The organism is Sphingomonas fuzhouensis (assembly GCF_034659795.1).
In the GTDB taxonomy this organism is placed as follows: Bacteria; Pseudomonadota; Alphaproteobacteria; order Sphingomonadales; family Sphingomonadaceae; genus Sphingomonas; species Sphingomonas fuzhouensis.
Genome location: NZ_JAXSQY010000003.1, coordinates 306,836 through 331,550, shown reverse-complemented (window position 1 = coordinate 331,550; position 24,715 = coordinate 306,836). Strand labels below are relative to the sequence as shown.

Annotated in this window: 17 protein-coding genes; 9 read left to right on the top strand and 8 right to left on the bottom strand. The window is 66.7% G+C overall.

Going from position 1 to position 24,715, the window contains the following annotated elements; genetic code table 11:
- Positions 1–4: 4 nt before the first annotated feature.
- The 3 genes from truB (at position 5) to pnp (ending at position 3,895) form a co-directional block, all read left to right on the top strand.
- Positions 5–1,018: a tRNA pseudouridine(55) synthase TruB gene (gene truB, locus U1H82_RS09765; protein ID WP_322964734.1), complete on the top strand. Its 1,014-nt coding sequence runs from the start codon at positions 5–7 to the stop codon at positions 1,016–1,018.
- A gap of 12 nt (positions 1,019–1,030) precedes the next feature.
- The gene (rpsO, locus tag U1H82_RS09760) at positions 1,031–1,300 is read left to right on the top strand and encodes a 30S ribosomal protein S15 (protein ID WP_007406197.1); all 270 of its coding nucleotides are present in this window, start codon (positions 1,031–1,033) and stop codon (positions 1,298–1,300) included.
- Positions 1,301–1,546: 246 nt separating this feature from the next.
- Positions 1,547–3,895, top strand: a complete 2,349-nt coding sequence (pnp, locus tag U1H82_RS09755; protein WP_322964733.1) for a polyribonucleotide nucleotidyltransferase — start codon at positions 1,547–1,549, stop codon at positions 3,893–3,895.
- 147 nt (positions 3,896–4,042) lie between these two features.
- Here the strand turns inward: pnp and U1H82_RS09750 are convergent, their stop codons facing one another.
- Positions 4,043–4,807 carry an alpha/beta hydrolase gene (locus tag U1H82_RS09750; RefSeq protein WP_322964732.1) on the bottom strand — a complete coding sequence of 255 codons (765 nt, stop codon included), beginning with the start codon at positions 4,805–4,807 and terminating at the stop codon, positions 4,043–4,045.
- 123 nt (positions 4,808–4,930) lie between these two features.
- Between U1H82_RS09750 and U1H82_RS09745 the strand changes: the two genes are divergently transcribed.
- The gene (locus U1H82_RS09745; protein WP_322964731.1) at positions 4,931–6,079 is read left to right on the top strand and encodes an AAA family ATPase; all 1,149 of its coding nucleotides are present in this window, start codon (positions 4,931–4,933) and stop codon (positions 6,077–6,079) included.
- A gap of 3 nt (positions 6,080–6,082) precedes the next feature.
- Here U1H82_RS09745 and U1H82_RS09740 read toward each other — a convergent pair whose 3' ends face one another.
- The 4 genes from U1H82_RS09740 to U1H82_RS09725 form a co-directional block, all read right to left on the bottom strand.
- Positions 6,083–7,075, bottom strand: coding sequence for a glycosyltransferase family 2 protein (locus U1H82_RS09740; RefSeq protein WP_322964730.1), 993 nt, complete (start codon positions 7,073–7,075; stop codon positions 6,083–6,085).
- A 34-nt stretch (positions 7,076–7,109) separates the two neighbouring features.
- Entirely contained in the window at positions 7,110–8,525 is a 1,416-nt protein-coding gene (locus U1H82_RS09735; protein WP_322964729.1) for a M48 family metalloprotease, read from the bottom strand.
- Between the two features lie 261 nt (positions 8,526–8,786).
- Entirely contained in the window at positions 8,787–10,886 is a 2,100-nt protein-coding gene (locus tag U1H82_RS09730) for a RelA/SpoT family protein (protein WP_322964728.1), read from the bottom strand.
- Between the two features lie 275 nt (positions 10,887–11,161).
- A complete protein-coding gene (locus tag U1H82_RS09725) occupies positions 11,162–13,573 on the bottom strand; it encodes a ligase-associated DNA damage response DEXH box helicase (RefSeq protein WP_322964727.1) in 2,412 nt (803 codons plus the stop codon).
- A gap of 19 nt (positions 13,574–13,592) precedes the next feature.
- On the opposite strand from U1H82_RS09725, the gene U1H82_RS09720 reads away from it, so the two are divergent.
- On the top strand, positions 13,593–14,591 hold the full coding sequence (locus U1H82_RS09720) for a ligase-associated DNA damage response exonuclease (RefSeq protein WP_322964726.1): 999 nt from the start codon (positions 13,593–13,595) through the stop codon (positions 14,589–14,591).
- Between the two features lie 22 nt (positions 14,592–14,613).
- On the opposite strand, the gene mdoH is transcribed toward U1H82_RS09720, so the two are convergent.
- Both mdoH and U1H82_RS09710 read right to left on the bottom strand, forming a co-directional pair.
- Complete coding sequence (mdoH, locus tag U1H82_RS09715; RefSeq protein WP_322964725.1) at positions 14,614–16,413, bottom strand: glucans biosynthesis glucosyltransferase MdoH; 1,800 nt, start codon at positions 16,411–16,413, stop codon at positions 14,614–14,616.
- Positions 16,410–17,936: an OpgD/OpgG family glucan biosynthesis protein gene (locus U1H82_RS09710; protein ID WP_322964724.1), complete on the bottom strand. Its 1,527-nt coding sequence runs from the start codon at positions 17,934–17,936 to the stop codon at positions 16,410–16,412. The genes mdoH and U1H82_RS09710 overlap by 4 nt, the downstream gene beginning before the upstream one ends.
- 316 nt (positions 17,937–18,252) lie before the next feature.
- On the opposite strand from U1H82_RS09710, the gene U1H82_RS09705 reads away from it, so the two are divergent.
- Complete coding sequence (locus U1H82_RS09705; RefSeq protein ID WP_322964723.1) at positions 18,253–21,084, top strand: TonB-dependent receptor domain-containing protein; 2,832 nt, start codon at positions 18,253–18,255, stop codon at positions 21,082–21,084.
- Between the two features lie 104 nt (positions 21,085–21,188).
- Here the strand turns inward: U1H82_RS09705 and U1H82_RS09700 are convergent, their stop codons facing one another.
- A complete protein-coding gene (locus tag U1H82_RS09700) occupies positions 21,189–21,785 on the bottom strand; it encodes a TlpA family protein disulfide reductase (RefSeq protein ID WP_322964722.1) in 597 nt (198 codons plus the stop codon).
- 16 nt (positions 21,786–21,801) lie between these two features.
- Between U1H82_RS09700 and argH the strand changes: the two genes are divergently transcribed.
- The 3 genes from argH to lysA are packed head-to-tail and all read left to right on the top strand — an operon-like array spanning position 21,802 to position 24,664.
- Entirely contained in the window at positions 21,802–23,169 is a 1,368-nt protein-coding gene (gene argH, locus U1H82_RS09695; RefSeq protein WP_322964721.1) for an argininosuccinate lyase, read from the top strand.
- A complete protein-coding gene (locus U1H82_RS09690; RefSeq protein ID WP_042487426.1) occupies positions 23,166–23,402 on the top strand; it encodes a hypothetical protein in 237 nt (78 codons plus the stop codon). Before argH ends, U1H82_RS09690 begins: the two co-directional genes overlap by 4 nt.
- Complete coding sequence (gene lysA / locus U1H82_RS09685) at positions 23,402–24,664, top strand: diaminopimelate decarboxylase (RefSeq protein ID WP_322964720.1); 1,263 nt, start codon at positions 23,402–23,404, stop codon at positions 24,662–24,664. Before U1H82_RS09690 ends, lysA begins: the two co-directional genes overlap by 1 nt.
- Positions 24,665–24,715 lie beyond the last annotated feature (51 nt).

Genomic DNA, 24,715 nt, shown 5'->3' with positions numbered 1-24,715 from the left:
GGCGATGCATGGATGGATCATTCTCGACAAGCCGCTGGGGCTCGGCTCGACCCAAGGGGTGAGCGCGGTCAAGCGCTGCTTGCGCCAGGGCGGCTATGGCAAGGGCATCAAGGTTGGGCACGGCGGCACGCTCGACCCGCTGGCGACCGGCGTGCTGCCGATCGCGGTGGGCGAGGCGACGAAGCTGGCGGGCCGGATGCTCGACAGCGACAAGGTGTATGACTTCACCATCCGTTTCGGCGAGCAGACCGCGACGCTGGATGCCGAAGGCGAGGTGGTGGCGGCCAGCGACGTTCGCCCGACTCGCGTGGCGCTGGAGGCGGTGCTGCCGTGCTTCACCGGGCCGATCCAGCAGGTGCCGCCCGCCTATTCCGCGCTGAAGATCGACGGCGAGCGCGCCTATGACCTCGCCCGCGCCGGGGAAGAGGTGGTGCTGGCGAGTCGCGCGGTGACGATCCATTCCCTCCATTCTTCCCCAAGCTCGCTTGGGGAGGGGGACCATCCGAAGGATGGTGGAGGGGCGCCGTCGCAGACGGCGGCTGACGCCGCCGCCCCTCCACCACGCCCTGCGGGCGCGGTCCCCCTCCCCATCGGAGATGGGGGGGAATTGTTGGAGGAGATCACCCTCACCGCGCATGTCTCGAAGGGCACCTATATCCGCTCACTCGCTCGCGACATCGCGCTCGCGCTGGGCACCGTCGGCCATGTCACCATGCTCCGCCGGACCAAGGCCGGGCCCTTCACCCTGGCCCCGGCGATATCGCTGGACAAATTGAACGAAATGGGGCAGGCGCGCACCCTTGAACAGATACTCCTGCCGCTGAGGGCGGGGCTGGACGACATCCCGGCTCTTGCTCTCGACCCCGACCAGGCAGGGGCGCTCCGTCAGGGGCGTGTGCTGGCCGGGATTGCCGTGGACGATGGCCAATATTTCGCGATGCTGGGGGAAACCCCGGTGGCGCTGGTGGAGGCGCTGGACGCAAATGTCCGGGTCGTTCGTGGTTTCAACCTCGATTAAGAAAGGATCACGATGTCGATCACCGCTGAACGCCGCCAGGAAATCATCAAGGATCATGCCCGCGCCGAGGGTGACACGGGTTCGCCCGAAGTCCAGGTCGCGATCCTGACCCAGCGTATTCAGAACCTGACCGAGCACTTCAAGACCCACGCGAAGGACAATCATTCGCGTCGCGGCCTGCTGATGCTGGTCAACAAGCGCCGCTCGCTGCTCGACTATCTGCGTCACAAGGATGGCGACCGCTATCTGGCGCTGATCGCCAAGCTCGGCCTGCGCAAGTAAGCCACGGGCGATACGCCACGCGAAAGGGCACTCCCATCGGGGGGTGCCCTTTTTTGTTGGCTGGTGTATGAAGCACCGGGCCGACCGGATGCCGCAAGTGCGCATCCCCAAAGCCTCTATGTCATGAAACCCGTCGAACGCGGCGGGTAGGATCGGAGGATCGGCAATTCGGCCGAACTCCAGAGCCAATCTTGGCTCAACCCATAGGCCCCGGCGGGATAGGCCCGTCGGAGTGAAGGATATTCCATGTTCAATACCAAGAAAGTGGCCATCGAGTGGGGCGGCAAGACGCTGACCCTCGAAACCGGCAAGGTGGCCCGTCAGGCCGACGGCGCGGTGATCGCGACGCTGGGCGAGACGGTGGTGCTGTGCGCCGTGACGGCCGCGAAGACCGTGAAGGAAGGGCAGGACTTCTTCCCGCTCACCGTTCACTATCAGGAGAAGTTCTCGTCGGCGGGCCGTATCCCCGGCGGTTTCTTCAAGCGCGAGCGCGGTGCGACCGAGCGTGAGACGCTGATCAGCCGCCTGATCGATCGTCCGATCCGCCCGCTGTTCCCTGAAGGTTTCTACAACGAGATCAACTGCATCTGCCAGGTGCTCTCGTACGACGGCGAGAACGAGCCCGACATCCTGGCGCTGGTCGCCGCGTCGGCCGCGCTCACCATCTCGGGCGTGCCCTTCATGGGCCCGATCGGCGCGGCGCGCGTCGGCTATGTCGATGGCGAATATCAGCTGAACCCGACCGACGCCGAGGCGCTGGCCGGTGACCTGGACCTGGTCGTTGCCGCCACCCACGACGCGGTGATGATGGTCGAGTCGGAAGCCAAGGAGCTGTCCGAGGAAGTGATGCTGGGCGCGGTCATGTTCGCGCACAAGGCGTCGCAGCAGATCATCGACGCGATCATCGACCTGGCCGAGCAGGCCGCCAAGGACCCGTGGGAGCTGAAGGTCGGCGACGACCAGAAGGCGGTCAAGGCCGAGCTGAAGAAGCTGGTCGGCAAGGACATCACGGCGGCCTACAAGCTGACCGACAAGCAGCAGCGCCAGACCGCGCTGGGCGAGGCGCGCGCCAAGGCGAAGGCCGCCATGGCCGACCGCACCCCGCAGGAGCAGCTGGTCGCCGCCAAGCTCGTCAAGAAGCTGGAAGCCGAGATCGTCCGTACCGCGATCCTGAAGGACGGCCGCCGCATCGACGGTCGCTCGACCACGCAGATTCGTCCGATCGAGGCGGAGGTTCACTTCCTGCCGCGTTCGCACGGCTCGGCGCTGTTCACGCGTGGCGAGACCCAGACGATCGCGACCACGACGCTGGGCACCCGCGACGCGGAGCAGATGATCGACGGCCTGAACGGCCTGTCGTACCAGCACTTCATGCTGCACTATAACTTCCCGCCCTATTCGGTCGGCGAAGTGGGCCGCTTCGGCGCGCCGGGCCGTCGCGAGATCGGCCATGGCAAGCTGGCTTGGCGCGCGCTGCACCCGGTGCTGCCGTCGAAGGAGGAATTCCCCTACACCATCCGCGTGACCAGCGACATCACCGAGTCGAACGGCTCGTCGTCGATGGCCACCGTCTGCGGCGGCTCGCTGTCGCTGATGGATGCGGGCGTTCCGCTGAAGCGTCCGGTCTCGGGCATCGCCATGGGCCTGATCCTGGAAGGCAAGGACTTTGCGGTCCTGTCCGACATCCTGGGTGACGAAGATCACCTGGGCGACATGGACTTCAAGGTGGCGGGCACCTCCGAGGGCATCACCTCGCTCCAGATGGACATCAAGATCGCCGGTATCACCGAGGAGATCATGAAGGTCGCGCTGGCGCAGGCCAAGGAAGGCCGTGCGCACATCCTGGGCGAGATGAACAAGGCGCTGGGCGAAACCCGCACCGAGCTGTCGGCCCATGCCCCGCGCATCGAGACGATGACGATCGACAAGTCGAAGATCCGCGACGTGATCGGCACCGGCGGCAAGGTGATCCGCGAGATCGTCGCCACCACCGGCGCCAAGGTCGACATCGACGACGAGGGCGTGATCAAGATCAGCTCGTCGGACGGTTCGCAGATCGAAGCCGCGATGAACTGGATCAAGGGCATCGTCGAAGAGGCCGAGGTCGGCAAGATCTACAACGGCAAGGTCGTCAACCTGGTCGACTTCGGTGCGTTCGTGAACTTCATGGGCGGCAAGGACGGTCTGGTCCACGTCTCGGAGATCAAGAACGAGCGCGTCGAGAAGGTCTCCGACGTCCTGACCGAGGGTCAGGAAGTCAAGGTCAAGGTCCTCGAGATCGATCCGCGCGGCAAGGTCCGCCTGTCGATGCGCGTCGTCGACCAGGAAACCGGCGCCGAGCTGGAGGACAATCGTCCGGCCCGCGAACCGCGTGAACCGCGCGGCGATCGTGGCCCGCGCGGCGACCGTGAAGGCGGTCGTGGTCCGCGCCGTGACGGCGGTGATCGTGGCGGCGAGCGTGGCGGTGATCGCGGGGGCGAAGGCCGCAGCGGCCCGCGTCGCGACCGTGGCGACCGTCCCCGTCGTGAAGGCGGCGAGCAGGGCGGTTCGTCCGAATTCGCCGCTCCGGCCTTCCTGACCGGCGATCGCGACTGATCCTTCGCCTTCGGGTGAATGGACAAGGGCTCGGGGGAAACTCCGGGCCCTTTTTCGTTGGGACCCCGCCCCTTCCACCACCCGGCTGCGCCGGGTGGTGGAAGGGGCGGGGACGCTTCCTGGTAAGGTGCTGGCCACGCAAAGACCTCACCGCGAATGCCCGTCCATCCAGCGGACAATTGCATCCACCACCTTATTCTCGATCCCATAATAACCATGCGGGGTCAGCGAGCCGCAGGGATTGGCCGACCGCGCCACCCCGCCCGATACCACGATCACCTTCGCATCCGGACTATGCGTCATCGCCGCCGCGATCCGCGCGGCATTGCCGGGCGGCGCGACCTTGCAGGCGTCATCACTGTTCGCGACCACCAGCGCAGGCACGGTCACGCATGCCGGATCGGCATCGAACACCGTTTCATGACTGCCGCCCAGCACCGACACCGACTCGGTCAGCACGACGCCCGCGATGCTGCCCGGTGCGGCATGGGCGGCGCCGTTCATCGCCGCGATCGATCCCTGGCTGGTGCCGAGCAGAAAGACCGGCCCGGGTCCCTGATGATGGGCCAGCGTGACCATGCGCGCCACCATCTGGGCATAAGCGGGTGTGCTGCGCAGGCCGCGCTGATTGGTGCCGCCGATCGCATCGGGGATGACCACGCCATAGCCTTTCGCCGCCCAGAGCGCGCGGGTGCGGACGGTGAAATTGTCGCCATGGGCGATAGAACCGTCGCGTCCGATCCCGACCTCGCCCGATCCGCCGGGCAGCATCACGATCATGCCGTGCGCGCCGGGCGGCACCGATACGAGGGCGCGCTGTGTGGGGCCACTGGATGGGGTCAGATCGACCACCACGTCGTGCACCGGCTGTGCAGAGATCGCGGCGGCTGCCAGAAGAGCAAAGAGCGTCATCGTCATGTCCCTCCACGCAGCCTCGCTTTATCGACGGTCTTGGCGGAATACGGGCCGACGATGGACAGGGCGGGCGGCGTCACCCTAAGCTGTATCCGGAAACCGACAAGGCAGGGGGGTGCCGTGATCGAGACACTGGCCATATCGGGATACCGCTCGCTACGCGACGTGGTCGTGCCGCTGGGGCCGTTGACCGTCGTTACCGGGCCCAACGGCAGTGGCAAGTCGAGCCTGTACCGCGCGCTTCGCCTCCTGTCCGATGTCGCGCAGGGCCGGGTCATTGGTTCTTTGGCCAGCGAGGGCGGGTTGATGTCGACCCTATGGGCGGGCCCGGAGCGGTTCAGCCGGGCGATGCGCAGCGGCGACATGCCGGTGCAGGGGACGGTGCGGAGCGCGCCGGTCAGCCTGAAGCTGGGGTTTTCGTGCGCGGATTATGGCTATGCCATCGACCTGGGGCTGCCGATTTCGGCTTCGACGGGTTTCCCGCACGATCCGGAGGTCAAGGTCGAGGCGCTGTGGATGGGGCCGGTGATCGGCCGCGCCAATCTGATCGCGGAGCGGCGCGGGCCGCTCGTCCGCCTGCGCCGCACCGAGGATGGCGGCTGGTCCGAACGCAGCCGTGGCATCGCCGATTATGACAGTATCGTCACCCATTGTGCCGATAGTAGCGATGGGCTGGAACTGCTGCGCCTGCGCGAACGGATGCGCGGTTGGCGCTTCTATGACGACCTGCGCACCGATCGCGACGCGCCCGCGCGACGGCCGCAGGTGGGCACGTTCACTCCCATATTGGCGAGCGACGGGGCCGATATCGGTGCCGCGATCATGACCATTTCCCGGATCGGTGAGGGCGGCGCGCTGGCCGATACGATCGCCGATGCCTTTGACGGCGCGAGCCTGGACGTGAACGAACGGTTCGAGGTGCTGATGCGCCAGCATGGCCTGTTGCGCCCACTATCGGTGACCGAACTGTCCGACGGGACGTTGCGTTACATCCTGCTCGCCGCTGCGCTCCTGTCCCCGCGTCCCCCTGAGCTGATGATTCTCAATGAGCCCGAGGCGAGCCTGCATCCCGATCTGCTCGCCCCACTCGCGCGGTTGATCGTGAAAGCTTCGGCGCGGTGCCAGATCGTCGTGGTGTCGCATGCGGCCCCGCTGGTCGATGCACTGGAGCGGAGCCCGGAGGCGCGGGCCATTCGCCTGCACAAGGAACTGGGCGAGACACTGGTCGAGGATGTCGAACGACCGCGCTGGAGCTGGCCGTCGCGGTAAGCCTCAGGCGGGGTCCTTGGCCCCCTCATGCGCGCTATAGCCCAGTCGCGCATGGCCCTGCACCGGCCCCGCCACATCGGCGACGAGGTAGAGCGGCCGCCGTTTCGCCTCGATATACAGCCGCCCCAGATATTCGCCGATCATGCCCAGCACGAACATCTGCACCGCGCCCAGGATGACGGTGACGAGCATGGTCGAGGTCCAGCCCTGTACCGCCGTGCCGGTCAGCCAGCCGATCGCGATATAGACCAGCAGCAGCAGCGACGCCCCGGTCAGCGCCAAGCCGATATGACTGGCCCAGCGCAAGGGCGCCGTCGAGAAACCCGTTACCGCGTCGAAGGCGAGCGCGATCATCTTGCCCAGCGGGTAGTGCGTCTCGCCCGCGTGACGCTCGGCGCGGTCATAGGGGAAGGGGACCTGGCGGAAGCCGACCCAGGCGACCATGCCGCGAATGAAGCGCGCCTGTTCGGGCAAGGACTGCAGCGCGTCGAGCGCGCGGCGGCTCATCAACCGGAAATCGCCGGTGTCGAGCGGGATCGGCGTGTCGGTCAGCCGGTCGAGCATTCGGTAGAAGAGCGCCGCCGTCGCCTTTTTGAACAGCGTTTCGCCCGCCCGCTTGCGGCGCACGGCATAGACCACGTCGGCGCCTTGCGCGGCCATGGTCGCGCGCATCTCGGTGAGGAGTTCGGGCGGGTCCTGAAGGTCGGCGTCGATGATCAGGATCTGCTCGCCCGCGCACAGGTCCAGGCCTGCGGTCAGCGCCAGCTGGTGGCCATGGTTGCGCGACAGGTTGATCGCGACCAGATGCGGGTCGGCGGCGGCGAGCCGCTGCATCACCGGCCAGCTATCGTCGCGCGAGCCGTCGTTGATCAGGACGATCTCATAATCCTCGCCCACCGCCGCCCGCGCCGCGCCCGAGATGCGCGCATGCAGCACGTCCAGACAGGCGGCTTCGTTGTAGCAGGGGACGACGACGGAAAGGGCGGGGCGCTTCATGACGCCGCCGGTTTAGCGGCGTCGAAGCCGTCCGTCACCCATTCACGACCAGCTTGACCAAACGGCCGGGCGTCAGCGCCTGTTCCGGGGCCAGCCCGTTCAGCGTGATGAATCGTTCGCGCTTGTAATCGGGAAAGGCCATGCGTGCCGACAGGCTGTCGATCGTATCCCCCGCCCTGACGGTGACGATGCTGATCTTCTTGCCCCGAATGCTATTGGCCTCGGCGGTGGACAGCGGTGCGACCGAGGCGAGCAGCGGCTGAAACGGCCCGATGCCCGAACCGGCGGGCGTGACCAGCGTGAACGTATAGGTCGCGGAAGGGAAGCGGTACGCGACCACCGTCGCATCGACCGCGCGGTTGTTCGCGGCGGCGCGGGTGGTGACATAGGCATAGGGAATGCCGTTGGCCGTACCGTTCTGAAGCTGGCCCGAGGGGGTGCCGGTGCCGAGCTGGCTGAAACGCTGGGTGATCGCCTGGCCCAGGTCGCTGCCCTGAGCCAGGCGCATTTCCGCTTGTCCGCCCTGTCCGGCGATGGTCACCGCGTCGCTGCCATTGGCGATGGCATAGCCGCTGGGGGCGGTGAATTTCAGCTTGAGGCCGGGATGGCGGAAGGTCTGGCCGTCGACGATCCCTTCCTTGGGATCGTCGCCATAGGGCATGCCGTCAAGCATCCGCAGAAAGGCGGTGTCCTGTGGCGGGGTGGTTTCGGGGCGGCCGGTCTGCTTGGCAAGGGCTGCGGCGCGGCGGACCCGGTCGGCGCTGTTCGGGTGGGTCGAGGCCCAGGTCGGAATCGCATTGGCGTCCTTGCCCGCCGTGCGCGCGGCGAGGTCGCTCGACGCCGCCAGCGAGGCGAGCATGTCGGCCGAGGCGTAAGGATCGTACCCGGCGGCGGTCATGTAGCGGATGCCCAGGCCATCGGCCTGATATTCCTGATCGCGCCCATATTTCAGCGTGTAGAGCTGCGCGCCGGTGCCGACGAGCTGGGTCGCGATATTGCTGCCGGTCAGTAGGCCCGCACCCGCCGCCAGGATCGATCCGATGGTCGAGCGGGTATTGCGGCTCTGCGAGTGGCGCGCGGCGACATGGCCGACTTCATGTCCCAGCACCGAGGCGAGTTCGGCCTCCGAATTCATCAGCGCGAGCAGCTGGCGCGTGACATAGATATAGCCGCCGGGAATGGCGAAGGCGTTCTCGACCGGGGAATTGAGCGTGGTGACGATGAAGTCGCCTTGTGCGTTGGACAGGCCGGACTGGACCGCGACCCGCTTGCCGACACGCTCGACGAACGCCGCCTGCGGACCGGTATAGCGGCCGCCATATTGCGCCACGAGCTGCGGATTGGCCTGTGCGCCCTGCGCCTTGTCGGAGGCGGAAATGGAGCGCGTGGTCTGTGCGGCAACAGGCGCGGCGACGAGCGCGAGCATGGCGGCGGCGGTGGCGAAACGCATGTTAAGATTCCCCTGTTCGCGCTTTTCAAAGCGCGTCGCGCGCGGGGGTTCCAGTATTTTGTGACGGAGGCGTCATTTTCATGTCAGGAAAGGCGAAGCGGGGCGGCCTTTCATTCCTCCCCATCGTCAGATGGGGAGGGGGACCGCGGCCGAAGGCCGGGGTGGAGGGGCATGGCCGGTCCGTCAGGCCCCTCCACCATCGCTGGCGCGATGGTCCCCCTCCCCAAGCGAGCTTGGGGAGGAATGAGGGAAGGCGGTGTCTTAAACCCGCTCCACCGAACTCACCACATCGGCCGCGCGCAAGGCGGCGATCAGGCGCATCAGATGTTGCAGGTCGTGCACCTCGACATCGATCAGGTTGGTGTGGAAGCGCGTGTCGCGCGTATCCAGCCGGACGTTGATGATGTTCGCCTTATGCTGGCCGATGATCGTCGCCAGGATGCCCAGCGCGCCGGGCTCGTTCTTGACCATGACCGAGATGCGCGCAGTCGCGCCCTCGCTGTCGTCGCCCCAGGACACGTCGACCCAGTCGGTTTCCTCGTCGGTGCGGTCGGCCAGTTCGGCCAGCACCGGGCACTGGATTGCATGAACCTCGATCCCCGCATCGGGGCGGCGCAGGCCGACGATGCGGTCGCCCGGCACTGGATGACAGCATTGCGCCAGGTCATAGGCGACGCCCGGCGTCAGCCCCTTGATCGAGATGGCGCTGGACTGCGGCGGTAGCGCGGCGACGTCCGCGCCCGCCGAACCGGGCATCAGCGCCTCCATGACGGCGGCGTCGGACAGGGTGCGACGCGCGATCGCGATCATCAGATGCGCCTCGTCGGGCATCTTCAACCGTTGCAGCGCATGGGTCAGCGCGTCCGCACCGATCTGGGCGGGCAAACGCCGGACGATATCCTCGTACAGCTTGGTGCCCAGGCTGACCTGCTCGGTGCGCTCGGCATGGCGCAGGTGGCGGCGGATTGCGGCCAGCGCCTTGCCGGTGATCGCCAGGTTCAGCCAGTTGGCCTGCGGCGTCTGGCCCGCCGAACGCAGAATCTGGACCTGATCGCCGTTCGAGATCACGGTCGACAACGGCACCACGCGGCCGTTCAGCTTGGCGCCCACCGCCTGGTCGCCCAGATCGGTGTGGACGGCATAGGCGAAGTCGATCGGCGTCGCGCCCTTGGGCAGCTGGATCAGCTCGCCCTTGGGGGTGAAGGCGAAGATGCGATCCTGATACATCGCCATCTTCGTATGTTCGATCAGCTCTTCGGGGCTGTCCGAAGTGTCGAGGATTTCGACCAGATCGCGAATCCAGCTGACCTGCGCATCGTGGCGGGTCGCCTGCTTGTAGGTCCAGTGCGCGGCCAGGCCGAAATCGGCTTCGGCGTGCATTTCGGGCGTGCGAATCTGAATCTCGATCCGCGCATTGTCGGCATGGATGACACTGGTGTGCAGCGAGCGATAGCCGTTGCGCTTGGGCGTCGAGATATAATCCTTGAACCGCCCCGGCACCATCGGCCAGCGGCGATGGATCAGGCCGAGCACGCGGTAGCAATCCTCCTCCGTCGGCACGATCGCGCGGAAGGCCATGACGTCCGACAGCTGCTCGAAATTGATGTGCCGCTCGTTCATCTTGCGGAAGATCGAGAAGGCGGACTTTTCGCGCCCCGTCACCTCGGCATCCACGCCGCCGCGCGACATGAGCAGCTTCAGGCCGGAGGCGATCTTGGCGATCCGGTCGCCGCCGCCCTCCTTCATCTGGGCGAGGCGCAGCGTGATCGATTCATACGCCTCGGGTTCGAGCTGCTGGAAGGAGAGCATCTGCATCTCCTTCATGAACTCGTACATGCCGATCCGCTCGGCGAGCGGAGCATAGATGTCCATCGTCTCCTTCGCGATGCGGCGGCGCTTCTCCGGCTTCGCGATGTGATGGAGGGTGCGCATATTGTGCAGCCGGTCGGCCAGCTTCACCAGCAGGACGCGGATATCGTCCGACATGGCGAGCAGGAATTTGCGCAGATTCTCGGCCGCGCGCTCGCTCTCGGTCTGCGCCTCGATCTTGGACAGCTTGGTGACGCCGTCGACCAGCCGCGCGACATTGGGACCGAACAGCCGTTCGATCTCGTCATAGGTGGCGACGGTATCCTCGATCGTGTCGTGCAGGATGGCGGTGGCGATCGTCTCGTCATCCAGATGCAGGTCGGTCAGGATGCCTGCAACCTCGATCGGATGGCTGAAATAGGGATCGCCCGAGGCCCGCTTCTGGCTGCCATGCGCCTTCATCGAAAAGACATAGGCGCGGTTGAGCAGCGCCTCATCGGCCTGGGGGTCGTAGTCGAGCACGCGGTCGACGAGTTCATACTGGCGGAGCACGATATCAGATTTGCGTGGTAGGGATGGGCATTGCAACATTTTTGATGCGATCAGGGTGATCGGGTGGGGCGGTTTTCCGCTTCTTCAAAGCCCCTCTCCCGGCAGGGGGAGGGGTTGGGGAGGGGCAAGGGCCAAGAACGCTGGTCTCCGTGAGGCCCTGTGCCCTCCCCCATCCCCTCCCGCCTGCGGGAGGGGAGCGGCTAGAGGCGAGGGTGGCCCATACCCAAACCCCCGTTCAGCCTGAGCGAAGTCGAAGGCCAAGGGAATCCCTCAAATCACTCCCCCATCGCCTCCGCCGCCAGCGCCTCGGCCTCGATCAACAGATCGTCGTCCGCACTCCCCGTCGCCACCTTCTCGCGCCCGATCAGCACCAGCACCGGGACCGCCAGCGGACTGACCCGCTCCAGATCGACGTGCAGCATCGTGCCCCCCGCCCGGTCGAGCAGATTCGCCAGCCGCCCCACATCGGTCATCCGCGCCCGCGCATCGTCCCACGCCGCCTGGAGCAGCAGATGGCCGGGCTCGTATTTGCGCAACACGTCGTAGATCAGATCGGTCGAGAAGGTCACTTGCCGCCCGGTCTTGCGCTTGCCGGGATGCTGGCGCTCGACCAGTCCGCCGATCACCGCGACCTCGCGAAAGGCGCGTTTGAGCAGGTGCGATTGCTGCACCCAGTCGACGAACTCGTTTTCGAGGATGTCGGGCGAGAAGAGGCTGGCCGGATCGGTCACCTTCTCCAGCCCGTAACAGGCCAGCGCATAGTCGCTGGCGACGAAGCCCAGCGGTTTCAGCCCCTGCGCCTCCATCCGCCGGGTGATCAGCATCCCCAGCGACTGGTGGGCGTTCCACCCCTCGAAGCTGTAGGCGACCATATAATGCCGCCCTTCGCGCGGGAAGGTCTCGACCAGAAGCTGGCCGGGGCGGGGCAGGACCGAGCGGCGGTCCTGCATCTCCAGCCAGTCATGCACGTCCGGGGGAAAGCGGTCCCATTCCCGCCGGTCGGAGAGGAACGCGCGCACCCGGTCGGCGAGGCTGGTCGACAGCGGCATCCGGCTGCCGCCATAGGTCGGGATGCGCGCCGGGCGGGAGGTGGCGCGGACGATCAGGTCCTCGCCGTCGATCGACTCCACCTCCAGGCTGAGCCCGGCGAAGAAGAAGGTGTCGCCCGGCGCGAGCGTGGCGGCGAATCCTTCCTCCACCCGGCCGAGTTGGCGGCCGTTGCGGAAGCGGACCTTCAGCATCGTCGCCTCGACAATGATCCCGGCGTTCAGGCGATGCTGCGCAACGAATTGCGGATGGGTGACCCGCCATCGGCCGTCTGGTTGCCGGACCAGCCGCTTGAACTTGTCATAGGCCTTCAGCGCATAGCCGCCGTCCGCGATGAAGTTCAGCACCCGGTCGAACGTTTCGTCGGGCAAGGCCGAATAGGGCATGGCCGAGCGGATTTCGTCGAGCAGCGCGCCCTGCTCGAACGGTGCGGCGCAGGCACAGGCCATGACATGCTGCGCCAGCACGTCGAGCGCGCCGGGGCGGAAGAGGTCGGGGTCCAGCTCGCCCGCCTCCACCGCGTCGAGCGCGGCGCGCGCCTCCAGATATTCGAAGCGGTTGCCGGGGACCAGGATCGCGCGGCTCGATTCGTCCAGCCGGTGATTGGCCCGCCCGATCCGCTGGAGCAGCCGCGACGAGCCCTTGGGCGCGCCCATCTGGATCACGCAATCGACATCGCCCCAGTCGACACCGAGGTCCAGGCTGGCGGTCGCGACCAGCGCGCGGAGTTTGCCGTCCGCCATCGCCGTCTCGACCTTCTGCCGCGCTTCCAGCGACAGCGAGCCATGATGGACGCCGATCGGCAGGCTCTTGTCATTGGCCTTCCACAAATCCTGAAAGATCAGCTCGGCCAGACTGCGCGTGTTGCAGAAGAGGATGGTGGTCCGGTTCGCCTCGATCACGCGCATGACTTGGGCGGCGGCATAGCGACCCGAATGGCCCGCCCAGGGGATACGGTCCTCGGGCAGCAGGATGGAGATGTCGGGCGGTGCGCCGGGCTCGCCGGTGACGAGGCCGACCGCATCGATGTCGCCATCCGGGGCCAGCCAGGCGCGATAGCCGTCCGGGTCCGCCACCGTCGCCGACAGCGCGACGCGGCGAAGGTCGGGGGACAGGCGCTGCAACCGCGCCATGCACAGAGACAGCAGGTCGCCGCGCTTGCCGGTGGCGAAGGCATGGACCTCGTCCACGACGATGGTTTTCAACCCGGCAAACATCGTTTCCGCATCCGGGTAGCTCAGCAGCAGCGACAGCGATTCCGGCGTCGTCAGCAGGATGTGCGGCGGCTTCACCCGCTGCCGCGCCTTCTTGTCGGACGAGGTGTCGCCGGTCCGCGTCTCGACCCTGATGTCGAGCCCCATCTCCTCGATCGGCGTCACGAGGTTACGGCGGATATCGACCGCCAGCGCCTTGAGCGGCGAGACATAAAGGGTGTGCAGTCCCTCGCTGGGCTGCTCGATCAACTCGGTCAGGGTGGGGAGGAACCCCGCCAGCGTCTTGCCCGCACCCGTCGTCGCGACCAGCAATGCGTGGCGTCCGGCGCGCGCTTCCTCCAGCATCGCCAGCTGATGGGTACGCGGCTGCCAGCCCTTGGCGGCGAACCAGTCGGTCAGGGCGGGTGGAAGGGAACCGGGGAGCATCCCGAAGGATATAGGTATCATGGTCAAGCTCGGCGACTGGATACAGCCCCATAAACACGGGATTTACGTGGCCCCCGCCGATGTGTGGGTCGACCCGTCCGAGCCGGAGGCCAAGGCGCTGGTCACGCACGGCCATGCCGATCATGCGCGTGGCGGGCACGGCACGGTCTGGGCGACGCCGGAGACGCTGGCGATCATGGAAGCGCGCTACGGCCCGCAGACGGGCGTGGCCGTCGGTTATGGCGAGACGATCCGGCTGGGTGAGGTGGAGGTCAGCTTCGTGCCCGCCGGGCATGTGCTGGGATCGGCGCAGATCGTGCTCGACTATCGGGGCGAGCGGGTGGTGGTGTCGGGCGATTACAAACGCCGTGCCGACCCGACCTGTACGCCCTTCGAGCCGGTGAAATGCGACGTGTTCGTCACCGAGGCGACCTTCGCGCTGCCCGTCTTTCGCCATCCCGAGACGGGCGACGAGATCGACAAGCTGATCGCACGGCTGCGCGCCAATCCGACCCGCTGCGTGCTGGTCGGCGCCTATGCGCTGGGCAAGGCGCAGCGGGTGATCGCCGAGCTGCGGGTGCGCGGGCATGAGGCGCCGATCTATCTGCACGGCGCGCTGGCGCGGTTATGCGGGCTGTATCAGGAACTGGGCGTCGATCTGGGCGAGCTGCGCATGGTCGCGGATACGCCCAAGGCGGAGATGGCGGGGCATGTCGTGCTGTGTCCGCCGGGTGCGCTCAACGATCGCTGGTCGCGGCGGCTGCCAGAGCCCATCACCGCCATGGCCAGCGGCTGGATGCGGGTGCGCCAGCGCGCGCGGCAGAAGAATGTCGAGCTGCCGCTGATCCTGTCCGACCATGCCGATTGGGACGAACTGACCCAGACCCTGACCGAAATCGCGCCCCGCGAGGTGTGGGTGACGCATGGGCGGGAGGAGGCGCTGGTCCACTGGTGCGAGACGCGGCAGATGAAGGCGCGGGCCTTGGCGCTGGTGGGGTTTGAGGACGAGGACGACTGACCGCGCCGTCGTCCCGCGAGGTTCAGGCCAGCGCCAAGGGCCGTACCGGTTCCGCCACCGCCGATCCCGGCACCGCGAACACCCCCTTCTTCGCCAACCGCTCGCCCGGCCGCACCTTGGCCGTCTCCATCGCCAGCCAGGGGGCCAGCAACAGCCCCAGCGTCACCGGCGACAGCCAGGCCCCCAGCATCGGGTTCAGGACCGATACGCCGAGCAGCGCCACGCCCACCCCCAGATGCCAGTAATAACGCGGCATCGCATCCGCCGCCGCCAGCCCGTCGCGCACCCGGCTCTGCGGGCTCCAGCCCGAGGGCTTGCCGCGCACGATGTTGATGAGGTCGATCGTCTGGGTCAGCGCGATCACCGGCGCGGTCAGGATCGACAGCGGCACGTCGAGCGCGACCGACGCCAGGATTCCCCGCGCGCCGCCATAGCTCGCCCGGCGTTCGCGGTCCGCCATCGCCCAGACGATGCTCAGGACCTTCGGCCCGAACAACAGGATCAGGGTGACGATCAGCACCTGTACCGACGTCACCGCGCGCACCGTCCGCGCATCGTCGGACAGGCTCTGCACGATCGAGGTCGCGATCAGGATCAGCCAGGCGGGCGACATCAGATAGGCGGAGGCGCCGATCAGCAGCTGCAACCGGCTGATCCAGTGGAAACCGCTCGCGCCCAGCAGCTTCAGATGCTGGGTATTGCCCTGCGCCCAGCGGCGGTCGCGCACCGCCTGGTCGATCAGGGTCGGTGGGAATTCCTCGAAACTGTCCTCGACCATCAGCATGTGCAGCCGCCAGCCGCGCCGCCGGAGCAACGCCGCCTCGACCATGTCGTGGCTCATGATCGTGCCGCCGAAGGGCGGGCGTCCGGGCAGGTCGGGCAGGCCGCAGCTTTCCGCAAAGGCGCGGATGCGGATCAGCGCGTTATGGCCCCAGAAGGTTGATTCCGATCCCGACCACCAGACGAGGCCTGCGGTCGAGATCGGCCCGTAGAAACGGCTGGCGAACTGCATCCAACGCTGGAAGAAGGTCGTCGCGCCGATAATCATCGGCACGGTCTGGAGGAGGGCGATCGAGGGGCGCTGCTCCATGATCTGCGCCATGCCGACGATCGTGTCGCCGCCCATCAGGCTGTCGGCGTCGAGCATCAGCATGAAGTCGTACGCCGCGCCGTGGTTGCGCACCCATTCGGCGACATTGCCGGGCTTGCGCCCAACATTCTCGGTCCGGCGGCGATAATAGAGCGGCACCCGCAACCGGGGCGCCCAGCATTCCCAGGCGGCGCGTTCCTCGACCTCGGCGGCCTCGCCTGAATCGGACAGTATGAAAATGGCGAAGCGGTCGGCCGCGCCCGCCCGGTCGATCATCGTCGCCATGCGCGCGATCCGGTCGAAGACGGCGTCGACATCCTCGTTATGCACCGGCACCAGTATCGCCGTGCGCGCCGTCGGGGGGGCCGCGCCGCGCGGCGCCGCGGTGATGCCGGGATGCGCGCCGGAGATCAGCAGGATGAACCCGATCGCCGCGGTGACGAAGCCGAACGAAATCCAGGCGAACAGCGGGAAGAACAGCAGCAGCAGCACCCCGTCGAGCAGGCTGAACCCGTCACTCAGCAACGCCTCCTTCACCGAGGCGGCGGCGGCGGTCGCCAGCAAGCCGGTCAGCAGCACCAGCAGCAACCGCCGCGTCAGGATATCGTCGGGGGCCAGGTTGATGCCGGGCCGGGGCTCGGGCGCGGTATGCGGCGGGGGCGGGCCGTCGAAGCGCTGGACCGGCATGGTCAGCGGTGCTGGCGGCGGCATCATGGCGCGGCTGTCGGTCATGGCAGGAAGATCGGCATCAACACCGTCTCGGTCAGCGCCTTGGCCCCCCGCTTCAGGAACAGGCGGACATCGGCGGGGCCCCCTCCACCCTGTTGCCCCTCGGGCGCGATATCGGCGGTGACGCGCCAGCGGTTGGGCTGGCCGACCACCGGATAGGCGGCCTGGGTCAGCAGTTTGCCATGCGTGACCGAGATATCGGCGGTGACCCCGCTCTGCCGGTCGAGCCCGGCCAGCGCCGGACCGACGAAATCGACCACCAGCTTGCGCGCGCCCGGCGTCGGCTCGGCGCCGGGGCGTCCGGCGGCACCGGTCCATTCGTCGACCGCATGCGCGACGGCGGGGACCACGGTCGGATCGGTCGAGGTCCAGCTCAGCCGGTAATCGAATTGCCGCATCTGCCCCGCCTTGGGCGCATCGGCGGGGTTCCAGAAGGCGACGATATTGTCGACCGTTTCCGACGCGGTGGGAAAGGCGTAGAGCATGACCTGCCCCTTGCCCCAGTCGCCTTGCGGCTGGACCCACAGGTTGGCGCGACGGTCATAGAACGCCCCGTCATCCTGATAATGATCGAAGTCGCGGTCGCGCTGGAGCAGGCCGAAGCCGCGCGGATTGGTGTCGGCGAAGCTGTCGAGCGTCGGGCGCGGCGGATTGACCAGCGGCCGCCACAGCCGTTCGCCCGCGCCGGTCAGCAGGGCTAGACCGTCGGAATCGTGAATTTCGGGCCGCCAGTCGGTGCCCGCCGCGCGATTGCCCTCGCCATACCAGAACATGCTGGTGACGGGCGCTATGCCCAGCCGCGCGACATCGCGGCGGAAGAACAGGACAGCCGACACGCGCTGCTCGACCCCGCTTGTGCCCTTGGCCGACTCGATCCGATACGCGCCGGTGACGCTGGGCCCGTCGAGCAGCGCATAGACGGTATAGGCCTGTGCGCCCGTCCGCTCGATCCAGAAATCGGTAAAGGCCGGAAACTCCTCACGCCCGTCAATGCCGGTGTCGATCGCGATTCCGCGTGCCGACAGGCCATATTGGTCCTGCGCTCCTGCGGTGCGAAAATAGGAGGCGCCCTGAAAGGCCAGCCAGTCGCTCTTCCCATCCGCCGTCATCGCGCGGAAGCCCGCAATGCCGAGCGGAGGGGCATGGCCCGCCTCGGCGGTGAACAGCGAGGGGGAGAAGGGAATGCTGCGCGCCTGGCCGTTCTCGACGATATGGATGCCGACCGGGTTGGGCGCGTAGCGGCCCAGCGGGAACAGCCGGATACCGCCCGCCAGCGTCTTGTCGTCGCGGTAACGGATGGTGCCGACCGCGTCGTAATCGATCGCGGCGGCGGCTTCGACCTTGGCCTGGGGGCGATAGGGCTGGCGGGCCAGCGCCTCGGCCTGCGCCTGGAGTTGTGCCCAGGAAAAGGGCCTGGGCGCGCCCGGCGATCCGCTGACTTGCGCGGCCAATCGAGTCGCGGCCCATGGCGACAGTCCCAGAACGGCGAAGGCGGCGACCAGCTCGCGGCGATTGGCCTGCATCATCGGCTCCCACATCTCCCTGCATCGGTGCACGGGCCGTCATGCGTGGCCAGCCCGGCCTTATGTTGCAACGCAACGTGCGATGATCGGTTGCCTAACCGGCATCAAATGCCCTTATCATAGATAAAGTATAATATATTTGACGATTATGACGTTTCCCGTCACATTTTTCCCAATAAAATCAAGATGGGGAAATGGGGTGTACGGAAATTACAAAACGCTGGCCTGTTCGGCCGGTGCGATTGCGATTGCGCTACTTTCCGTGTCGTCGGCGCACGCTCAGACGGCTCAAGCCGCGTCAGGGTCCCAAGCGGCGCAGGTGTCCGACGATGGCGATACCCCCAGCGAGGGCGAGCAGATCGTCGTCACCGGCACCCGCCTTCAGCGCCCCAACTTCACCAGCAACAGCCCGCTGACCGTCGTCGATGCGACCGAAATCCGCTATCAGGGCGCGATCCAGGTCGAGAATGTGCTGAACCGCCTGCCGCAGGTGACGCCGGATTCGAACGAGAATGGCTCGAACGGGTCGGACGGCACCGCGCGCGTCAATCTGCGCAACCTGGGCAGCAACCGGAACCTCGTGCTGATCAACGGCCAGCGCATGTTGCCGGTGCAGGCCAACGACCTGAACTTCATTCCCGCCGCGCTCATCAAGCGGGTCGATGTCGTCACCGGCGGCGCGTCGGCGGTCTATGGGTCGGACGCGATTTCGGGCGTGGTGAACTTCATCTTGCGCGACGACCTGAACGGCGTACGTACCGACGTCCAGTACGGCTTTGCGCAGCACCAGAACGACAACGCCTTCGCCCGCAGCGTACAGCGCCAGGCCAATTACCGGCTGGCCCAGCCGATGATCCTCGACGGGCAGAAGCTGGACGTGAACGTCGCCTTCGGCACCAACTTTCCCGACAATCGCGGCAATGTGACCGCCTATTTCGGCTATCGCGACACCAAGCCGATCCTGCAGGGCGATCGCGACGTGTCCGCCTGCGCCTTCGATCCGGCGGGGGCGGGTAATGCGACGCTGACCTGTGGCGGGTCGAGCAACAACCAGTACGGCCTGTTCGACCCGATCACCGGACCGAATGCCGATACGGGGGCGTTCAACAACACCCGCGACGGCAACCGGACCTGGGTGCCGTATGATTCCAGCTTCCGCTACAATTATGCGCCGCTCAACTATTTCCAGCGCAACGACACCCGCTACACGGCCGGGGCCTTTGCCAAGTACGAGATTTCGCCCGCGATCGAAGCCTATGGCAGCGTCATGTTCATGGACGACCATACCAATTCACAGGTCGCCCCGTCCGCGCTGTTCCAGGGCTATACCTATTCGATCAACTGCGACAATCCGTTCCTGAGCGCGCAGCAGGGCCAGATCCTGTGCGGCTCGGCCTATGGCACCAGTGCGACGCAGCAGGCCTATATCGGCTATCGCCCGGTGGCGGGGAATGCCCGGCCGCGTCGCGACGACCTGCGCCATACCGATTACCGCGTGTCGGGCGGCATTCGCGGCCAGATCGCCGAGGGCATCCGCTACGACGCCAATGCGCTGTTCTCAACCGTGCTCTATAACGAGACCTATGAGAACGACATCGACCCGTCGCGCGCCAATCGCGGCATCCAGGTGGTCAACGTCAATGGCACCCCGACCTGCAAGTCGGTGATCGACGGCAGCGATCCGCAGTGCGTGCCGCTCGATATCTTCCGCTACAATGGCATTTCGGACGCGGCGTTCAGCTATATCTATGCGCCAACCTCGACCCGCGGCGTCGACCGCGAAACCGTGCTCAGCGGCAATATCAGCGCGGACCTGGGCACGTACGGCGTCAAGTCGCCCTGGTCGGACGACGGCATCGGCGTCGTGCTGGGCGTCGAGCACCGCTATGAAAGCCTGGAGTTCAAGGCCGACGCGCTGGCGCTGCAAAAGGGGACCAAGGAGACCCAGGGCCGCTTCGACGTGAACGAGGTGTTCGCCGAAATCGAAGTGCCGATCATCCAGAACCGCCCCTTCTTCAAGGAGCTGGCGCTGAACGCAGGCTATCGCGGATCGGATTATTCCAACCTGTCCAAGATCGTATCGACCTACAAGGCCGAGCTGTCCTGGGCGCCGAGCAGCGACATCCGTCTGCGCGGCAGCTATAACCGCGCGATCCGCGCCGCCAATGTGTCCGAACTGTTCGGGCCGCAGTTCAACGGCAATGTCAGCGCGCAGGACCCCTGCGCCACCGCGACGCCGACCGCGACCTTCGCCCAGTGCGCGCGCACCGGCGTCACCCAGGCGCAATATGGCCGCATCACCGACTGTCCGGCGGAAACCTGCACCGCGCAGTTCGGCGGCAATCCGGCGCTGAAGCCCGAAACGGCCGACACGCTGACCGCCGGTATCGTGTTCACGCCGACCTTCCTGCGCCGCCTGTCGCTGACCGTCGATTATTTCGACATCAAGGTGCGCGACTATATCAGCTCGATCTCGGTGCCGCAGACGATCAGCCAGTGCATCGCGACCGGTAATCCGTTCTTCTGCAACCTGTTCAAGCGTGATCCGCGCGGCGGCATCATCTTCGGCGATCAGGGCTATATCGTCTCGACGACGCAGAATACCGGCTCGCTGCGCACCTCGGGCGTCGATTTCGGGCTCAGCTATCTCCAGCCGCTGGGCGGCGCGGGTTCGCTCGCCGTCGATTTCCAGGGGACCTGGAACCGCAAGCTGGTGAACGAGCCGGTCCCCGGCCTCGGCTCCTTCGACTGCGTCGGCTATTTCGGCCCGACCTGCGGCCAGCCCATGCCGGAATGGCGCCACCAGTCGCGCTTCACCTGGACCGATGCGGCCAAGGTCGGCTCGATCTCGCTGAACTGGCGCTATATCGGTCCGACGAAGCTGACCAACAATTCGACCGACCCGAATTTCGCGAACACGCCGTCGATCTTCAACAGCCGGATCAAGGCGTATAACTATTTCGACTTGGCGGGCACCGCCAAGGTGCAGGACGGCATCGTCTTCCGCGCGGGTGTGAACAACCTGTTCGACCGGGACCCGCCGATCATCGCGCAGGGGCTGCTGGCTGCGTTCGGCAACGGCAACACCTATCCGGGCATGTACGACGCAGTGGGCCGCACCGTGTTCATCGGCCTGACGGCGGAGTTCTGATGCGAAAGGGGGCGGTCGCGCGCCGCCCCCGATCCAACCGCTTTACCCCAGCCTGTCCCGTCCGGTTCATGCCGGGCGGGATTTTTTATGGGGTGGCGTCCGGCTTATTTGGCTTCGGCGAGCAGCTTGGTCGCCTCCGCCCCGGCCCAGTCGAAGCCGCCGGTCACGCGCCAGATTTCCTTGCCGTCCGCGCCGTAGAGGATCGTGGTCGGCAGATTGGCCTTGTAATGGACGCTCAAGGTCAGTTTCGGGTCGAGATAGATGGGCAGCGCGTCCAGCTTCTTGCCCGCCAGGAACGGCTTCACCTTGGCCATGTCGTCCTGCGCGACCGCGATCACCGCGACCTTACCCTTCAGCCGCTGGGCGGTGGCGGCGAGCGTCGGCATTTCCGCCACGCACGGCCCGCACCAGGTCGCCCAGAGGTTGACCAGCACCGGGCGTCCCTGGAAATCGTGAAGGCTGGCCGGTTTGCCGTCCATCGCGGTGAAGCTCAGCAGCGGCGCGGCCTCGCCCTTGTGGCTGCGGTCGACGGCCCCTGCGGGCTTGGGGGCTTCCGATCCGGTGGCCTCGCCGCTGGTGACTTCGCCGCTCGAAACTTCACCGCTGGAGGTGTTGGCGGCTTGCTCCGGCGCGGGGCTTTGCTTATCGCACCCGGCGACCATCAGCCCCAGGAGACAGGCGATCACGGTACGCGACGACATGGGCGGCTCCAACGCAATGTGGGGCGGGCGCTTCGCAGAAGGTCCCGCCGCGGTGATGCGCGAGATAAACGCGTCCATTCCCTTCGACAAGCGATTGTGGAAACAGGACATCGCCGGGTCGAAAGCGCATGTCGCGATGCTGGGCAAACAGGGCATCGTCTCGGCCGAGGATGCCGCGACGATCGCCGCCGGGCTGGACAAGGTCGCCGAGGATTATGCCGCCAACGGCGTGTCCGAGGACCTGACCCTCGAAGACATCCATATGCAGAGCGAGGCGAAGCTGGCCCAACTGATCGGCCCGGTGGCGGGGCGTCTGCACACCGCGCGGTCGCGCAACGACCAGGTCGCGACCGATTTCCGCCTGTGGGTGCGCGATGCGATCGACGAGACGCTGTCGGCCCTTGGCGCGCTGCGTAACGCGCTGCTGACGCGCGCCGAAGAGCATGCCGACAGCGTGATGCCGGGCTTCACCCATCTGCAGTCCGCGCAGCCGGTGACGCTGGGCCATCACCTGATGGCCTATCACGAGATGATCGTGCGCGACGCCAGCCGCTTCGTGGCGGCGCGGGCGCGGATGAACCAGTGCCCGCTGGGCTCGGCGGCGCTGGCGGGGACGGGCTTCCCGGTCGACCGCCACATGACCGCCGAGGCGCTGGGGTTCGACGAGCCGACGCGCAACTCGCTGGATGCGGTCAGCGACCGCGACTTCGCGATCGACTATCTCCAGGCGGCGACCAACTGCTCGCTGCACCTGTCGCGGCTGGCGGAAGAGTTCGTGCTGTGGGCGTCGCAGCCCTTCGGCTTCGTGGCGCTGTCCGACCAGTGGTCGACCGGCAGCTCGATCATGCCGCAGAAGCGCAACCCGGATGCGGCCGAGCTGGTGCGCGGCCATGCGGGGCGGATCATGGGTTGCATGACCAGCCTGATGGTCACGATGAAGGGCCTGCCGCTCGCCTATTCCAAGGACATGCAGGACGACAAGCCGCCGGTGTTCGAGGCGCACGACCTGCTGGCGCTGTCGATCGCGGCGATGACCGGCATGGTCCAGAGCGCCACCTTCCGCACGGAGCGGATGCGCGCCGTGGCGGAGGCCGGCTTCTCAACCGCGACCGATCTGGCCGACTGGCTGGTCCGCGTCGGCGGCATTCCCTTCCGCGAGGCGCATCACATCACCGGGCGCGCAGTCAAACTCGCCGAAGAAAAGGGCGTGATGCTGCACCAGCTGTCGATCGAGGACCTGACCGGCATCGACGCGCGCATCAACGACAGCATCTATGACGTGCTGTCGGTCGATGCCTCGGTCGCCAGTCGGGTCAGCTTCGGCGGCACCGCGCCCGCCAATGTCCGCGCCGCGATCGCGACCGCGCGGGGCCTGCGCGCATGAAGCCCGCGCTTGCCCTGCTGGTCGCGCTGGCGCTGACCGGCTGTGGTGCCGCCAACCGGCTGCAACCGGCCAAGGGCGAGAGCCTGCCGGTCGCGCCGCGCGGCGCCACCGCGACCCCGACGCCGCAGCAATTGTTGACGGCCACCCCCCAACAACGCCCGCAACGCTCCGACGAACTGATGACCCAGTCGCAGGATCGGCGTTCGGACGAATTTGATTTGCCCCCCCGCTGATGGACCATTTTCACTTCTCGAACGGCGAACTCCATGTGGAGGACGTGCCCGTATCCAAGATCGCCGCCGAAGTCGGCACGCCGGTCTATATCTATTCCGCCTCGACTTTCCGCCGTCATGCGCAGGTGTTCCGTGAAGGGCTAAGCGCCCTGCCGCGCGTGCACCTCGCCTATGCGATCAAGGCGAACCCAAACATCGCCGTGCTGCGCGTGTTGGCCGACGAAGGTTACGGTGCCGATGTCGTGTCGGTCGGCGAGATGCGGCGCGCGCTGGCTGCGGGGATGAAGGCGGAGGACATCGTCTTCTCCGGCGTCGGCAAGACCCGCGCCGAACTGGTCGCAGCGCTCGAGGCCGGGATCGGCCAGTTCAACCTGGAACTGGAAGAAGAAGGCGCGGTCCTCGCCGAACTGGCGCACGAACGCGGCCTCGTCGCCCCCGCCACGTTGCGGGTGAACCCGGACGTCGATGCGGGCACCCACGCCAAGATCTCGACCGGCCGCAAGGAGAACAAGTTCGGCGTGCCGATCGACCAGGCGCTCGGCATGTTCGACCGTCTGGCGGGGCTGCCCGGCATCGATCTGAAGGGTGTGGCCTGCCACATCGGCAGCCAGCTGGGCGATCTTGCGCCCTTGGAAGCCGCCTATAAGCGCGTCGGCGAACTGGTTGCCGAGCTGCGCGGGGCGGGGCACCGGATCAGCCGCGTCGATCTGGGCGGTGGCTTGGGCGTGCCCTACAAGCCGGGCGACGTGATGCCTGCGCCCGCCGCTTATGGCGAGATGGTCGCGCGCGTGACCAAGGACTGGGATGTCGAACTGATGTTCGAGCCGGGCCGGGTCATCGCGGGCAATGCCGGGGTTCTCGCGACCGAAGTCGTCTGGGTGAAGCCGGGTGTCGCCAACCCCTATGTCATCGTCGATGCGGCGATGAACGACCTGATGCGGCCCGCGCTGTACGATGCCCATCACGACTTCGTCGCGGTGAAGCCCACTGGCGAGACGATGATGGCCAATATCGCGGGGCCGGTGTGCGAGACGGGCGACACCTTCGCCATGAACCGCGAGATCGATGCGGTGAAGTCGGGCGACCTGGCGGTGTTCCGTACCGCGGGCGCGTACGGCGCGACCATGGCGTCGACCTATAACAGTCGTCCGCTGGTGCCCGAGGTGATGGTCGAGGGCGACCGCTATGCCGTTGTCGCCGACCGCATCGCCGCCGAGACGATCATCGCCGCCGAGCGCGTGCCGGAGTGGCTGAAGAAGTGACGGCATTTGCGGCCTTCCTCCCCTGTAAGGGGAGGTGGCAGGCCGCAGGCC